Origin of the sequence: Lysobacter soli, assembly GCF_003382285.1 — a bacterium.
GTDB lineage: Bacteria > Pseudomonadota > Gammaproteobacteria > Xanthomonadales > Xanthomonadaceae > Lysobacter_J > Lysobacter_J soli.
The window spans coordinates 24661-39136 of record NZ_QTJR01000009.1 but is presented as its reverse complement, the minus strand read 5'-3'; the positions used below and the strand labels follow the sequence as shown (position 1 = coordinate 39136).

Annotated in this window: 16 protein-coding genes; 2 read left to right on the top strand and 14 right to left on the bottom strand. The window is 68.2% G+C overall.

What is annotated here, in order from left to right; translation table 11 throughout:
• Positions 1–3 precede the first annotated feature (3 nt).
• The 13 genes from DX912_RS13085 to DX912_RS13025 form a co-directional block, all read right to left on the bottom strand.
• On the bottom strand, positions 4–369 hold the full coding sequence (locus DX912_RS13085) for a PilZ domain-containing protein (protein ID WP_115842968.1): 366 nt from the start codon (positions 367–369) through the stop codon (positions 4–6).
• Positions 366–1346, bottom strand: coding sequence for a DNA polymerase III subunit delta' (locus DX912_RS13080; RefSeq protein ID WP_115842967.1), 981 nt, complete (start codon positions 1344–1346; stop codon positions 366–368). Before DX912_RS13080 ends, DX912_RS13085 begins: the two co-directional genes overlap by 4 nt.
• Positions 1343–1981 (bottom strand): dTMP kinase, encoded by a 639-nt coding sequence (tmk, locus tag DX912_RS13075; RefSeq protein WP_115842966.1) that lies wholly within the window; start codon positions 1979–1981, stop codon positions 1343–1345. Before tmk ends, DX912_RS13080 begins: the two co-directional genes overlap by 4 nt.
• On the bottom strand, positions 1978–3072 hold the full coding sequence (gene mltG, locus DX912_RS13070; protein ID WP_233433589.1) for an endolytic transglycosylase MltG: 1095 nt from the start codon (positions 3070–3072) through the stop codon (positions 1978–1980). Before mltG ends, tmk begins: the two co-directional genes overlap by 4 nt.
• Positions 3069–3884, bottom strand: a complete 816-nt coding sequence (gene pabC / locus DX912_RS13065) for an aminodeoxychorismate lyase (RefSeq protein WP_115842965.1) — start codon at positions 3882–3884, stop codon at positions 3069–3071. Before pabC ends, mltG begins: the two co-directional genes overlap by 4 nt.
• A complete protein-coding gene (locus DX912_RS13060) occupies positions 3881–5248 on the bottom strand; it encodes an aminodeoxychorismate synthase component I (protein WP_115842964.1) in 1368 nt (455 codons plus the stop codon). The genes pabC and DX912_RS13060 overlap by 4 nt, the downstream gene beginning before the upstream one ends.
• Positions 5249–5499: 251 nt before the next feature.
• Positions 5500–6741 (bottom strand): beta-ketoacyl-ACP synthase II, encoded by a 1242-nt coding sequence (gene fabF / locus DX912_RS13055; protein WP_115842963.1) that lies wholly within the window; start codon positions 6739–6741, stop codon positions 5500–5502.
• 166 nt (positions 6742–6907) lie between these two features.
• Complete coding sequence (gene acpP, locus DX912_RS13050) at positions 6908–7147, bottom strand: acyl carrier protein (protein WP_031373652.1); 240 nt, start codon at positions 7145–7147, stop codon at positions 6908–6910.
• A 130-nt stretch (positions 7148–7277) separates the two neighbouring features.
• On the bottom strand, positions 7278–8021 hold the full coding sequence (fabG, locus tag DX912_RS13045; protein WP_115842962.1) for a 3-oxoacyl-ACP reductase FabG: 744 nt from the start codon (positions 8019–8021) through the stop codon (positions 7278–7280).
• Between the two features lie 93 nt (positions 8022–8114).
• A complete protein-coding gene (gene fabD / locus DX912_RS13040; protein ID WP_115842961.1) occupies positions 8115–9071 on the bottom strand; it encodes an ACP S-malonyltransferase in 957 nt (318 codons plus the stop codon).
• Between the two features lie 401 nt (positions 9072–9472).
• Positions 9473–10453: a beta-ketoacyl-ACP synthase III gene (locus DX912_RS13035; RefSeq protein ID WP_115842960.1), complete on the bottom strand. Its 981-nt coding sequence runs from the start codon at positions 10451–10453 to the stop codon at positions 9473–9475.
• 209 nt (positions 10454–10662) lie between these two features.
• On the bottom strand, positions 10663–10857 hold the full coding sequence (gene rpmF / locus DX912_RS13030) for a 50S ribosomal protein L32 (protein ID WP_115842959.1): 195 nt from the start codon (positions 10855–10857) through the stop codon (positions 10663–10665).
• A gap of 19 nt (positions 10858–10876) precedes the next feature.
• Positions 10877–11395, bottom strand: a complete 519-nt coding sequence (locus DX912_RS13025; protein ID WP_115842958.1) for a YceD family protein — start codon at positions 11393–11395, stop codon at positions 10877–10879.
• A gap of 150 nt (positions 11396–11545) precedes the next feature.
• Between DX912_RS13025 and DX912_RS13020 the strand changes: the two genes are divergently transcribed.
• Both DX912_RS13020 and DX912_RS13015 read left to right on the top strand, forming a co-directional pair.
• Complete coding sequence (locus DX912_RS13020) at positions 11546–11905, top strand: hypothetical protein (protein WP_115842957.1); 360 nt, start codon at positions 11546–11548, stop codon at positions 11903–11905.
• Complete coding sequence (locus tag DX912_RS13015) at positions 11902–12486, top strand: Maf family protein (protein WP_115842956.1); 585 nt, start codon at positions 11902–11904, stop codon at positions 12484–12486. The genes DX912_RS13020 and DX912_RS13015 overlap by 4 nt, the downstream gene beginning before the upstream one ends.
• A gap of 3 nt (positions 12487–12489) precedes the next feature.
• Here the strand turns inward: DX912_RS13015 and DX912_RS13010 are convergent, their stop codons facing one another.
• On the bottom strand, positions 12490–14337 hold the full coding sequence (locus DX912_RS13010; RefSeq protein ID WP_115842955.1) for an ArnT family glycosyltransferase: 1848 nt from the start codon (positions 14335–14337) through the stop codon (positions 12490–12492).
• Between the last annotated feature and the right edge of the window lie 139 nt (positions 14338–14476).

The following is a 14476-nucleotide window of genomic DNA, read 5'->3' as shown; positions in this document are numbered from 1 at the left end:
GCCTTACATCGTGTGCGTCGGGCGTTCCGCAGCGAGCGTGCCGGCGAGCAGCGCTTCGATCTTGCCCTTCACTGTCTCGCCTTCGGCACTGTCGGCGAACTGCACGCCGATGCCGGCCGGGCGATTGCCCTGCGCGCCCACCGGCGTCACCCACACGACCTTGCCGGCGACAGGCAGGCGCTCGTTGGATTCGGGCAAGGTGAGCAGCAGGAAGACCTCGTCGCCGAGGAAATAGCGCTTGGGCGTGGGCACGAAGATGCCGCCGCTCTTGAGGAACGGCATGTACGCGCTGTAGAGCTGCGCCTTGTCCTTGATCGCGCACGACAGGATGCCCTGGCGCGCGCCGCCCGCTGCGTTCATACCGCTCATCTTCTACTTCCCCCAGACGCCTGGGCGCCGTTCGCGCCGCGCCAGGCCAGCAACAATTCGGTGACCGCGAGGTCCGCCCGCACCGTGGTGCGCAGCAGGTCCCGGGTCCGGTTCGCCTGATCGAACCACGCGGCCAGACTGCGCGTTCGCATCGGGTCGGTCAAGCCGGCGGCCTCGGCCAGCGCGAGGTCCGCGGCATGCCGCAAACGAAGCGCCGCCTGTTCATCTCCGACCCAGCGCTGCGCGATCTCGACCGCGCCCGCATCGCCGCGGCCAAGCTTCGCCAGATCGGCGGCGACGTCGCGACGCAGCTTGAGGCCGTCGTTCTCGATCCATTCCTGCGCCAGGCCGGGATGGCCGCGCGCGGCGTCCAGCGCCTCACGCGCCACGGCGTCCGCATGGCTGTTGCCCCGGAGCCAGGCCAGCGCCTCGTCGTGCGGCGGAAGCTTGAATTCGTAACGCTGGCAGCGGCTGCGGATCGTCGCCGACAACCGCGCCGGATGCGCGCTCACCAGCCACAGGTAGCGGCCCGGCACGGGCTCCTCGAGCGTCTTGAGCAGCGCGTTGCCGGCGGCGTTGTTGATCGCCTCGGCCGGATCGAGGATCGCCACCTGGGCGCCGCCGTATTGCGGCGTGAGCGACAGTTTTTCGGACAGTTCGCGGATCTGCTCGATCACGATTTCCGTGCGCAGCCGCGTCCCTTCCTTGTTCGGAACGAAGGAGACGACGTGGTAGTCGGGATGCGTGCCCGAATCGATCAGGTGGCAGCTCCGGCACTTGCCGCAGGGCTCGCCTGCGGCGACCGGCTGCTGGCACAGCACGCGCCGCGCGAGTCGTTCGGCGACCGCGCGCTTGCCGAGCTTCGCCGGACCGCAGAACAGCAGCCCATGCGCGAGCCGGCCGGCGTCGAGCGCCGCGACGGCCTGGTCGTACACGCGCTGCTGCCACGGCGCGAAGTTGGCGACGGCGGCGCTCATGCGTTCGCTCCGATCCAGTCGCGCAGGTGCGCGACGGCCTGCGCGGCGACGACGTCGGCCGGTTGCGTCGCGTCGATCACGCGGAAGCGTGCGGGGTCCGCCTTCGCGCGTGCGAGGTAACCCTCGCGCACACGTTCGAAGAAGTCCTCGCGTTCGGCCTCGATGCGATCGGTCGCGCCGCGTCCGCGCGCACGTTGCAGTCCGATCGCAACGGGCACGTCGAGCAACAGCGTCATGCCGGGGGCGATGCCGACGACGCGGCGTTCGAGTTCGCCGATGAAGTCGAGATCGCCCCCGCGCGCCGCGCCCTGGTAGGCGTAACTGGCGTCGGTGAAGCGGTCGCTGATCACCCAGGCGCCGCGCTCCAGCGCCGGCAGGATGGTCTCGCGCACATGCTGCGCACGCGCGGCGAAGACCAGCAGCAACTCGGCTTCAGTCGTCGGCGGTTCGTGGTGCGTGTCGAGCAGCAGGCCGCGGATCTGTTCGGCCAGCGGCGTGCCGCCCGGCTCGCGCGTCACGACGGTGTCGCGTGCATCGCCCGCCAGCACCTCGCGCAGCGCGGCGAGCACCGTCGACTTGCCGGCCCCCTCGCTGCCTTCCAGCGTGATGAAGCGCGGGTACGAACGAAGCGTCATTGGCGTTCCTGCGTCTTCGCGCCGGCCGCCGGCTCGGCGGTGCGTTCGGCCGCGCGCGCCTGGCGGTATTTCTGCAGGTAGCGCTGCACGTTCGCCTCGTGTTCGGCGAGCGTGCGCGCGAACAGATGACGCCCGCTGCCATCGCCCACCGCGACGAAATACAGCTCCTCGCCACGCTGCGGACGCGCGACCGCCTGCAGCGCATCGGCGCCGGGCATCGCGATCGGCGTCGGCGGCAGGCCGGTGCGCGTGTAGGTGTTGTATGGCGTGTCGGTGGTGAGGTGGACCTTGCGCAGGTTGCCGTCGTAATTCGTGCCCAGCCCGTAGATCACGGTCGGGTCGGTCTGAAGGCGCATGCCGATCTGCAGGCGGCGTTCGAACAGCCCGGCGATGCGCGGACGTTCCTCCGCGATGCCGGTTTCCTTTTCGACGATGGACGCGAGCACCAGCATTTCGTCGGGCGTCTTCAGCACGCTGTCGGGCACGCGGCGCTCCCACGCGGCGGCGAGCGCCTTCTCCATCGCCTCGTGCGCGCGTTTGAGCACATCCAGGTCGCTGTCGCCGCGCGTGAACAGGTAGGTCTCCGGCAGGAAGCGGCCTTCAGGATGGTGGCCGGGATGACCCAGCGCTTTCATCAAGGCGACGTCGTCGAGGCTGGTCGTTTCGTGCTTGAGTTCCTCCGCCCGCGACAGCGCCGCGCGCAGTTCGCGGATGTTCCAGCCTTCCACGATGGTGAAGCGGCGACGCACGACCTTGCCGTCGCGCATCGCGGTGAGCAGGTCGCGGGGCGAGGTGCCGGGTTCCAGCGCGTATTCGCCGACCTGCAGCTTGCCGGCGGCGCCGAGCTGGCGCGCCAGCGCCCGCCATTCGACCAGATCGCCCTGGTGGACGCCGGCCTCGCGGAGCTTGCGGACGATGGCCGGGAGCGAATCGCCGCGTTCGACGACCAGGCTTTCGCCTGCTTCCAGACCCGCCAGCGGCGCATCGGCGAAGCTGGTGTAGCGCTGCCACAGGTACGCGCCGACGCCGGCGGCGATCAACAGCAACACGAACAAGAAGCCGCCCAGGCGGCGGCCAGATTTGCGACTCACGCAACCTCCGTGGCGAATGCGGGATGCTCGGCGGCCAGGCGGCGGCGAAGTTGCGCCACCTGCGGGTGCGGTCGCCAGACGCGAGCGCCGAGCCGCGCCACGGGCAGGATACCGCGCGCGGCATTGCACAGGAAAACGGCCTCGGCCGCTTCGACTTCGGTCACAGCCAGGCGCGCCTCCCGCGCCTGAAGGGCGTCGATCGCCCATTCGCGGCACACGCCGGCGATGCCGCAGCGGTCCACGGCCGGGGTCGTCCAGCGGCCGTCGTGCAGGACGAACAGATTGGCCGCAGTGGCGCTGACGACGTCGCCTTCGGTGCTGCGCATCAGGCCTTCGTCGACGTCGGCATCGCGCCATTCGGCGCGCGCCAGCACCTGTTCGAGCCGGTTGCAGTGCTTGATCCCCGCCAGCGCTGGCTGCACTGCGAGGCGCGTGTCGCACCAGCGCAGCGTCAGGCCGTCGGCAGGCGCCGCGGGCGGCGCGTCGTGGCGCGACACGATCCAATGCGGCGAGATGGCATCGAACGGCGCATAACCGCGGCCGCCAACGCCGCGCGTGACGATCAGCTTGAGCACACCGCCGGCGCCGTCGAGTAGCGCCTGCGCTTCGTGGCGAACGCGTGCCCGGTCCGGCAACGCGATTCCGAGCGCGTGAGCACCGCGTTCGAGCCGCCGCCAGTGCGCGGGCCACCAGTGCACATCGCCGTCGTGGGCACGCATGGTTTCGAACAACCCGTCGCCGTATGCGAGGCCGCGATCCTGGTCGGGCGTGTTCGCCACCGACTGATCGCCGACGAAGTGCCGCACGCTCATCCGGCCACTCCCAGCGCGCGCAGCATGCCGCGCGCCTTGGCGCGGGTTTCGTCGAGTTCCTTGCGCGGGTCGGAATCGGCCACGATGCCGGCACCGGTGCGGAAGCGCAGCGTCGCGCCGTCGGGCGTCGATTCGAGCTCGGCGCTGCGGATCAGGATGTTCAGGTCCATGTCGCCATCGCGGTTGAGCCAGCCCATCGCACCCGTGTAGGCGCCGCGGCCGACGCCTTCGAGCTCGGCGATGATCTGCATGCAGCGCACCTTCGGGCAGCCGGTAATGGTGCCGCCCGGGAACACCGCGCGGATCACCTGCCCAGGCGTCGCGTCGCTGCGCAGGCGGCCGCGCACGTTGCTCACGATGTGGTGCACGTGCGCGTAGCTTTCGACCGTCATGAGTTCATCGACTTCGACGCTGCCCGGCGTGCAGACGCGTCCGAGGTCGTTGCGTTCCAGGTCGATCAGCATCACGTGCTCGGCGCGCTCCTTCGGATGGCCGACCAGTTCCTGGATGCGCGCCGCGTCGTCGTCGCCATCGAATCGCGGACGCGTGCCGGCGATGGGACGCGTCTCGACGACATCGCCGCGCACCGACACCAGCCGCTCCGGCGATGCGCTGACGACGGCCCAGTCGTCGCCCGCGAACACACCGGCGAACGGTGCGGGGTTGTTCTCGCGCAGGCGCTGGAACAGTTCGGCGGCCTGCACGTCGCGACCGAAACGCGCGCGCCAGCCGCGCGACAGGTTGGCCTGGAAGACATCGCCGGCGGCGAGGTAATCGAGCACGCGGCGTACGCCGTCGGTGAAGCGATCGGATTCGTCTTCGTCCAGCGCGACGGGCCCGTGCCACGCCGGCAGCGGCGGTTGCGCGGCGAGTTGGGCGATGTCGTCGAGGACGTCGTCGCGCAGCGTCTCGTGTGCCGTTTCGACGACCAGCACGCACTCGCCGCTGGTGTGATCGCGCAGCACGGCGGCCGGGCAACGCAATGCGAGCGCGACTGGAAGGCGACCTTCCGCGCGCGGCAGCGACAGGATCGGCTCGACCTGCGCCGCGGCCTCGTAACCAAAGAGCAGTGCCCAGCCGCCACGGAACGGCCAGCGCGGTTCGTCGCGCGGGACGCGCTCGGCCTGCCATTGGGCGTCGAGCGCGGCAAAGAAATCAGTGCCGATCCCGGTACCGTTTTCGTCGCGAACCGTTGCGTCGGTGTCGAGGCGAAGCTGGCCGCCATCGGCAACGAGCAGCAGGTCCCAACGGCCCTGCGCGGTGCCGTGCGCGCTGGATTCCAGCAGCAGCGGATAGCGGGCCAGCGCCAGGCGCTGGAGCGCGAGCAGGTCGAACGAGGTGGGGAGCGGATGGGTCAGGAGCATGGCGACATTGTCGTCTATTGGCGCGGTCTGGCGGCCCGTACAACCGCCCTCCCGACAATCTGCTCGTCATACCGGCGAAGACCGGGACCCAGGCCTGGAACGTTCGTCGCTAGCCGATGAACGCTTTTCATCGCCGTCACGCGCGGGTGCCGGCACACGCGATCGGGTGAATCCAGGACTGAACTGGGCGGCTGTGCAGAAAAAGAAATCCCCGCCAAAGCGGGGATTTCGGGGTCGCACTTCAACGACGATCAGACGCGCCGGAACACCAGCGTGCCGTTGGTGCCGCCGAAGCCGAAGCCGTTCGACATCGCGACGTCGATCTTCTTCTCGCGTGCCACGTTCGGCACGTAGTCCAGGTCGCAACCCTCGCCCGCTTCGAACAGGTTGATCGTCGGCGGGATGATGCCGTGGTGCAGCGCGAGCACGGAGAAGATGGCCTCCACGCCGCCGGCCGCGCCGAGCAGGTGGCCGGTCATCGACTTGGTGGAGCTCACCATCGTCTTGTAGGCGTGGTCGCCCAGCGCGCGCTTGATCGCGAGCGTTTCGGCGAGATCGCCCAGCGGCGTCGAGGTGCCGTGCGCGTTGAGGTACTCGATCTGGTCGGCGTTGACGCCCGCGTCCTTCATCGCCGCGACCATGCAGCGCGCCGGGCCTTCGCCATTCTCGCTGGGGGCGGTCATGTGGAAGGCGTCGGAACTGGCGCCGAAGCCGGCGAGTTCGCAATAGATGCGCGCGCCGCGCGCCTTGGCGCGCTCGTATTCTTCCAGCACCAGGATGCCGGCGCCGTCACCGAGCACGAAACCGTCGCGGTCCTTGTCCCACGGGCGCGACGCGTGCCTCGGGTCGTCATTGCGGGTGGACATCGCCTTCATCGAGCAGAAGCCCGCGACCGACGTCGGCGATGAGCCGCGCTCGGCGCCGCCGGCGATCATCACGTCGGCATCGCCGTACTGGATCATGCGCATCGCCATGCCGATGGAATGGTTGGCGGTGGCGCAGGCCGAGACGGCCGAGAAGTTCGGGCCCTTGATGCCGGTCAGCAGCGACACCTGGCCGGGCAGCATGTTGATGATCGTGCTGGGCACGTAGAACGGCGAGACCTTGCGCGGGCCACCGTCGTGGAACTTGACCGTTTGTTCCTCGATGCCCAGCAGGCCACCGATGCCGGAGCCGATGAGCGCGCCGATGCGCTCGGCGTTGGATTCGTCGACCGTGAGATCGGCGTCCTTCATCGCCATCAGCGAGGCGGCCACGCCGTAATGGATGAACTCCTCCATCTTCTTGGCGTCCTTCGGGTTCACCCACTGGGTGATGTCGAAGTCGCGCACTTCGCCCGCGATGCGGGTGGTGAAGTTGGTGGCGTCGAAATGGGTGATCGGGCCGATGCCGGAGCGACCGTTGACGATGCCGTCCCAGGTGCTGGCGACGTCGTTGCCCAGCGGCGACACAGCGCCCAGGCCGGTCACGACTACGCGTCGGTTGTTGGACATGAAACACTCCGTCTGACACTACGCCGGCGTATAGACCGGCTGATAAGACACGGGGCCGCTATGTGCGGCCCCGGTCTGATTTTCCTGACGTACCAGGCGCCGAAGCTCGGCGTTGGTTTTCGCGGACGCCGGGCCAGTGGGCCGGCATCCGCCAAGCGATGGACGCTTAGCTCTTGACGTGAGCCTTCACGTAGTCGATCGCCTGCTGCACCGAGGTGATCTTCTCGGCCTCTTCGTCCGGGATCTCGCACTCGAACTCTTCTTCGAGCGCCATCACCAGCTCGACGGTGTCGAGCGAGTCCGCGCCGAGGTCGTCGACGAACGAAGCGTTGTTGGTGACTTCTTCTTCCTTAACGCCAAGCTGTTCGACCACGATCTTCTTGACGCGTTCTTCGATGCTGCTCATGGGTTCTCACTCCTCCCGGGACGGGATATTCGACGGAATAGTCTAATTGAATCGAGGACGATCGCGAGCATACGCGAAAGCCCTTTGGGTTCAAGCGGTTACAGCTGAAACATTGATCGGCCGAGGCCGCTCACGGCATGTACATGCCGCCGTTGACGTGCAGGGTCTCGCCGGTGATGTAGGCCGCGGACGGGCCGGCCAGGAAGGCCACCGCGCGGGCGATGTCCGCCGGCTCGCCGAAACGGCCGAGCGCGATCTGGCCGAGCATCGCGTTCTTGGCGTCTTCCGGCAGCGCCTTGGTCATGTCGGTGTCGATGAAGCCCGGCGCCACGACGTTGACCGTGATATTGCGGCTGCCGATCTCCTTCGCCAGCGACTTGCTGAAGGCGATGATGCCGGCCTTGGCCGCGGCGTAGTTGGCCTGGCCGGCATTGCCGGTCACGCCGATCACCGAAGCGATGTTGATGATGCGGCCCTTGCGCGCCTTCATCATCGAGCGCATCACCGCCTTGCTGGTGCGGTAGACGCTGGTGAGATTGGTGTCGAGGATCGCCTGCCAGTCCTCGTCCTTCATGCGCATCAGCAGGTTGTCGCGCGTGATGCCGGCATTGTTCACGAGGATCGAGATGGCGCCGATGTCCTTGGTGATGCCGTCGATCAGCGTTTCGATCGATGCGGCGTCGCTGACGTCGAGCACGCGGCCGTGACCACCGTGCGCGGCGAGGCGTTCGCCGATGGCGTTCGCGCCGCTTTCGGACGTGGCCGTGCCGATCACCGTCGCGCCCTGCGCGGCCAGTTCGTCGGCGATCGCCGCGCCGATGCCGCGGCTGGCACCAGTGACCAGGGCGATTTCACCTTTGAGAAGCTGGGTCATTGAGGTCTCCATTGAGAGCGCAGTGAAAGCGCATCCGTCAGGATGCGCATCCGGCGCGGGATCATGCGGATCCGCGCGCCTGCATGCCGATGATCATTTCCACTCGGCGAGCGCGGATTCGAACTCGCCCACCGCGCCGATCGCGCGTGCGTCGATACTTTTGTCGATGCGCTTGACCAGGCCGGCCAGGACCTTGCCGGGGCCGCATTCGGCCATGCGCGTGGCGCCCTTGCCTGCCAGCGACTGGACGCAACCGGTCCATTGCACGGGCAGGTAGAGCTGGCGCACGAGCGCGTCGCGAATGGCGTCCACGCTTTCGTGCACCCGTGCATCGACGTTCTGCACGACGGGCCGGTCGGGCATGCGCCAGGACAGGCCTGTCATCGCTTCGGCGAGGCGGTTGGCGGCCTCGCGCATCAGCGGCGTGTGCGAGGGCACGCTGACGGCGAGCTTCACCGCCTTGCGCACACCACGTTCGCCAAGCATCGCCAGCGCCTTGTCGACCGCCGCGGCATGACCGCCGATGACGATCTGGCCGGGCGAATTGAAGTTGGCCGGAACCACCACCTCGGTGCCGGATACCGCTTCGCAGACTTCCTGCACGAGCGCGTCTTCGGCACCCAGGACCGCAGCCATCGCGCCCACGCCCGCTGGTGCGGCGTCCTGCATCAATTGCCCGCGCAGCCGAACCAGATGCGCCCCGTCCTTCAGCGACAGCGCGCCAGCGGCGACCAGGGCGGTGTATTCACCCAGGCTGTGGCCGGCAAGCAGCGCCGGCGAACGACCGCCCTGCCCGTGCCACGCGCGCCACACCGCTACGCCCGCGGCGAGCAGCGCCGGCTGGGTGTACTCGGTGCGGTTGAGCATTTCTTCCGGACCGCCCTGGCTCAGCGCCCACAGGTCGACGCCGGCGCCATCGCTGGCCTCGCCGAAGGTCTCGCGCACGATCGGGTGCAGTTCGGCCAGCTCCGCGAGCATGCCGACGGACTGGGAACCCTGGCCTGGAAACACGAAGGCCAGCGAAGCGTCGTGGGCGGTGGAATCGGTCACTCGGCGGGGGTCCCTGCGAAAAGAGTGCGCATGATACGAGCCTTTGCTCTAGTGCGTCTGTACCGGGTCGTATTGAAGACCGGATGCGTTGCGGAACTGTGAAGGCGCGCGCTTCGTAAACAGCTCATGCCGCGGGCTCGTTGGCCGATTAAGTTTCGGCGGCCAAAACTCCTGTCGCTCGACGCACCGACGTGTGTATTCGTCCGCCTGCTCATGGGTCTCTTGTCCGTGCCGCTCGAGATCGGGAAGCATGACGTGCATGCGGAACCGATGGCATCGCAACAGTGCGCGCCAGGATGTAGGCGACTTCCGAGGATCGCGTCAGTCTCGCCGTTTCCAAGGCACAAACAAGAACGCCTCCGCATCGAGCGGAGGCGTCATGTTCTTCGCGACGAGGAAACTCAGTAGCGCAGCAGCGCCGAGCCCCAGGTGAAGCCGCCGCCGAAGGCTTCGAGCAGCACGAGCTGGCCGCGCTGCACCTTGCCCGAACGCACGGCTTCATCCAGTGCCAGCGGCACCGAACCCGACGACGTGTTGCCGTGCTTGTCGACGGTGACGACCACGCGCTCCATCGGCATGTCCAGGCGCTTGGCCGTGGCTTCGATGATGCGCAGGTTGGCCTGGTGCGGGATCAGCCAGTCGATGTCGTGGCGATCCAGTCCGTTGGCTTCCAGCGTTTCTTCCACGACAGAATCGAGCGCCTTCACCGCATGCTTGAAGACCTCGTTTCCGGTCATCAGCACGCGCACGCCGGCGTTGTGTTCTTCGGGCTTGAAACCGGCCGACACGCCGACCGGATTCCACAGCAGTTCCTTCTTGCCGCCGTCGGCGTGCATGTGGGTGCTGAGGATGCCGGTTTCGGTGTCGGCCTTGAGCACGACCGCGCCGGCGCCATCGCCGAAGAGCACGCAGGTGGAGCGGTCGCTCCAGTCGAGCATGCGCGTCAGCGTTTCCGCACCAACCACGAGCACGGTCTTCGCGGCGCCGGAACGTATGAACTTGTCGGCAACCGTCAGCGCATAGACGAAGCCGGTGCAGGCGGCGTTGACGTCGAACGCGGGGCAGCCGTTGGCACCGAGACGGTGCTGCAGCAGGCAGGCGGTCGACGGAAAGATGAGATCGGGCGTGGTCGTGCCGACGACGATCAGGTCGAGATCCGTGGCATCGACACCGGCCGCTTCGAGGGCGCGCACGGAGGCGTGATAGGCCAGGTCGCTCGTGGTCTCGCCTTCGGCGGCAATGTGGCGCTCGCGGATGCCGGTGCGGGCCGCGATCCATTCATCGCTGGTATCGACGATCTTCGCGAGGTCGTCGTTGGTCAGCACCTTCTCGGGAAGGTAGCTGCCGGTTCCCGCGATGCGGGAATAAATCTGTTGCGTCATCGCCACTCCGCTGCACAGCCGTGATGGCCCTGTCGGGCACTTGCCGGGGACCGCCGGCGAAGCCGACGGAAGCGTACCGCCGCTACCCTAATGCATCGGGATCGCGGCCACGGCCACGCTGCCTCGCGGGGCCTTGCGGCGGCGGACAGTCGGCCCGGCGGCGTCCGCGCGCGTCGGTCGACGGGCGCGGGCGGCGGTGGGCGAAGAGATTACTCTTCGTCGGCAACCTTGGACTTGGTGTCGATCACCTTCTTGCCGCGGTAGTAGCCGTCGGCGGTGACGTGGTGACGCAGGTGGGTCTCGCCCGTGGTCGGGTCGGTGGCCAGCTGCTTGGCGGACAGCGCATCGTGCGAACGACGCATGCCACGCTTGGACGGGGAAACGCGGGACTTCTGGACAGCCATGGTCTTGCTCCAAAAAAAACTAGTTCGAATGTTTCTTCAACGCCGACAACGCAGCGAATGGGTTCACGCGTTCCGGCTCCGGCCCCACTTCGGGAGCGGGCCAGTCGCCTTCCACCGCTTCCGTGCCGGGCATGATCGGCACGACCGGAACGGCGAGGATGAGTTCGTCCTCGACCAGTTCGACGGTCCGCAGCTGGCCGTTTTCGGGCACCAGCAGCGGCTCGTATCCGGGCGGCAACGCGGCTTCGTCCGCTTCGTCGCGAATGAGGCCGAGCCGCTGCACGATGTTCACCGGCAACAGGAACCGCTGCAGGCTGCGCTGACAGGTCAGCGGCAGCTCGGCATCGATACGCAGTTCGACATAAGGCACCTTGAGCGAATCGCGATCGAAATCGAGCGCGAACCGCACTTCACCCTGGGTGTCGACCAGGCTGTCCCGCAGCCGCGTCAGCGCCGACAACGGCACACGGCCTTCCACGCCGCGCCGCGCCGCCACCATGCGCCAAGCATCAAGAATCTCGGGCAGGTCCGCTGACATAAGCTGCGGAATGTTAGAGATCGCCGCACCCGCTGTCAAACCTGAACACGTCGTGCCGGAGCGGGCCAGTTCACGTTTTCCGCCCGTCGCATTTGCGGGGCGCGGGGCGGCCCTTCACACTGAAGGCCTTCCGTCCTTCCGTCGACGATCGTGACCATCGCCCTGCTCCTGCTGGTGTCCGCCCTGGTGATCGCGGCACTGGTCTATTCCCGCTCCCGACCCAGCCGGCGCGACCGCGCCATGCGCGACGTACTGGATGCGGCCGATGCGTTGGAAGCCCAGCTCCGGGTGGCGCGGGCCGAGATCGAGGCGGTCACCGGCGGCGACGGCGACGACCCGGTCGGCGAGGCCATGCGCGAGATGCTCCGCCAGCGGCTTTGGCTCCGGGACCACGGTCCGGACGCCAGCCTGGCCCAGCTCGACGAGGTCCGCACCTCCATCGACGCGGCGCGCGGCCGGATCGACCAGCAATTATCGCGCATCGCCCAGGCCCGCGCACCGGGCGCATGAACGCGACGCCCCGGCTGGTCCTGGCCTCCACCTCCATTTATCGGCGCGAACTGCTCGCCCGCCTGGGGGTGCCGTTCGATACCGAGCGCCCCGGCACCGACGAGACGCCGCTTCCCGACGAGACGCCCGAAGCGCTGGCCCGTCGTCTGTCCCGGACGAAGGCCTCGGACGTCGCGGCGCGGCATCCCGGCGCGTGGGTGATCGGCTCCGACCAGGTCGCCGAATGCGATGGCCGTGCGCTCGGCAAGCCCGGCGGGCACGAAGCCGCGGCGGCGCAACTCGCGTCGATGTCGGGCCAGCCCGTGCGGTTCCACACCGGCCTGTGCCTGGTGCGCCAAGGCGAGCAGCCGCTCGAGGCGATCGACTGCACCGTCGTGAAGTTCCGGGAGCTCGCCGCCGACGAGATCGAACGCTACCTGCACGTCGAGCAGCCCTACGACTGCGCTGGCAGCTTCAAGTCCGAAGGCCTCGGCATCACGCTGTTCGAGGCGATCGAGAATCGCGATCCGACCGCGCTCATCGGCCTGCCGCTGATCGCCACCGCACGACTGCTGCGCGAAGCGGGCGTCCGCCTGCCCTGATTCTTACCGCGTCAGCTCGACCGGCTGCTCGGCCCAGGTTTCCACACTGCCGTCGCGGCCGGTGAGCCGCAGGCCGAGCCAATGCGTGCCCGGCGCGAAGCCGCTGTCCTCGCCCAGCTGGATGCTTGCATCGAATCCGACACGCGGGTGCTGCGGGTCGTTCGACACCGGCCACACCTGCTGCAAGCCCGGGAACTCGCGCCCGTATGACGCCTGCCCGACGACCTTGCCGTCCAGCGTGACCTCCACATTCGACAACCCGACGCCGTCCTTGAACGCCCAGCCGCGCACGTCGAAACGACGGCCCACGCGCGCGTCGGCAACGGGCGAATCCACCCAGGCCATCGACGGCGTCGTGCACGGGCCGGCGACCGGTTCGCCCGTCAAGGCAAACAGCAGGAAGCGCTGCCGTCCGTGGTCGATGTTGAGCACCTCCGGGGGCGGCAACGGGCCGACCATTCCGCACAGTGCGTGATAGCGGTCGAGCAGGTCGCGGTATTTCACTTCCGTGGCGCCGACGACGAGCAGCACGGGCGCGGCGCCCCACTCGCTGCGTCCGGCCGTCTGCAATCCCCACAAGCGCAGCTGTGGCGCGCGTCCGTGCTTGAGGTTGATCGGATGATCGAGCACCGGGATGCGCGCATCGCCAAGCGCGAAGCCGAGCTCGGCTCCGATCTTGAAGTTGTCGGCGACCACGCGCGTACCTTCCGGCATCGTGTCGAGCTTCGCGCGCACCGAGTCGGCGAGCGTTTCCCACCCGGCGAAGTTGGCGGGATACCACTTCTCCGCCGCGCTCGCTTCGCGCCAGTTCGCATTGGAGACGGCGACGTAATAGCCGAGGTTCGCAACCAGCCCGGCGCCCGCCAGCCACCACGTCGCCAGTCGCCACGCTCGCGGCCACGTGGCGAGCACCGCCGGCACCAGCGGAAGCAGCGCGAGGTAGCCCGGCAACGGCCAATGGAAACTGACGCGCTCGGTATCGGCGAAGAAGCCCAGCGCGAAGAAGCCCGCGACCACGCCCGTGCCCAGCAGCGCGAAATACCGCGACACCGTCGAGGCACACCACAGGCTGCGCCGCGCCGCGACCGCCATCGCCGCGAACAACAGCGGCGTCACCAGCAGGGCCTGGATGCCGATGAAGAGGATGCCGTCGGCATGGAAGGACCAAGGGTGGCGATCCACCAGCTGGAAGCGCAGCCCTGCATCGGCGTTGTCCAGGTTCCAGGCCACCAGCGGCGCCCAGGCCGACGCACCGAAGGCAATGGCGATCACTACGCGCACGTCGCGCAGCACGCGGCGACCTTCGGGCAGCATCAGCAGTGCGACGAAGCCGACCACGATCACCGCGATGAAGCGGTAATGGCACAGCGCGCCCAACGCGAGTCCGAAGGCCAGTTCCAGCGCCGCCGGTGCATCGACCTGCCGCAACAGGCGCGCGCCCGCATCCAGGCACAGCAGCGTGGCGAGCGCCATTGCCGCATCGGGCAGCGCCATCAGGCCGAGCGCGCCCGCCAGCGGCAACAACAGCGTCAGCACGCCGGCTTGCCATCCGGTCTTCGCGCCGAACTCACGCGACGCCACGTGCACCATCAGCAGCGGCACCGCCGCGCCAATGAGCAGGAACGGCAAACGCAGGGCGAACGTGCCCTCGCCCAGCGCCGTGCCCAACCGCGTCAGCCACGCTGTCAGGCCTGGGAGATCGGAGTACGCCGCCGCCGGATGCCGGCCTTCCTGCCAGTAGAAGGCTTCGTCGACGAACAGAGGCAGGCGCGCGGCGATGAGCAGCTTCACCGCCAGAACCGAGACCCACAGCACCCAAAAGGCACGCCGCGCCTGCACTGCATCCCGCATCCGTTCGTGACCTCGCTACACTCGGGTGAAATGAAGGGCCGGGCATGATTCGACGCGCCGGCCGCCTCGCGAAGGGGAGTTCGTCGGCGACTGGCCGACTCGCGCGGCGCACCACCGGAACAATCCAGGAGACACGCAC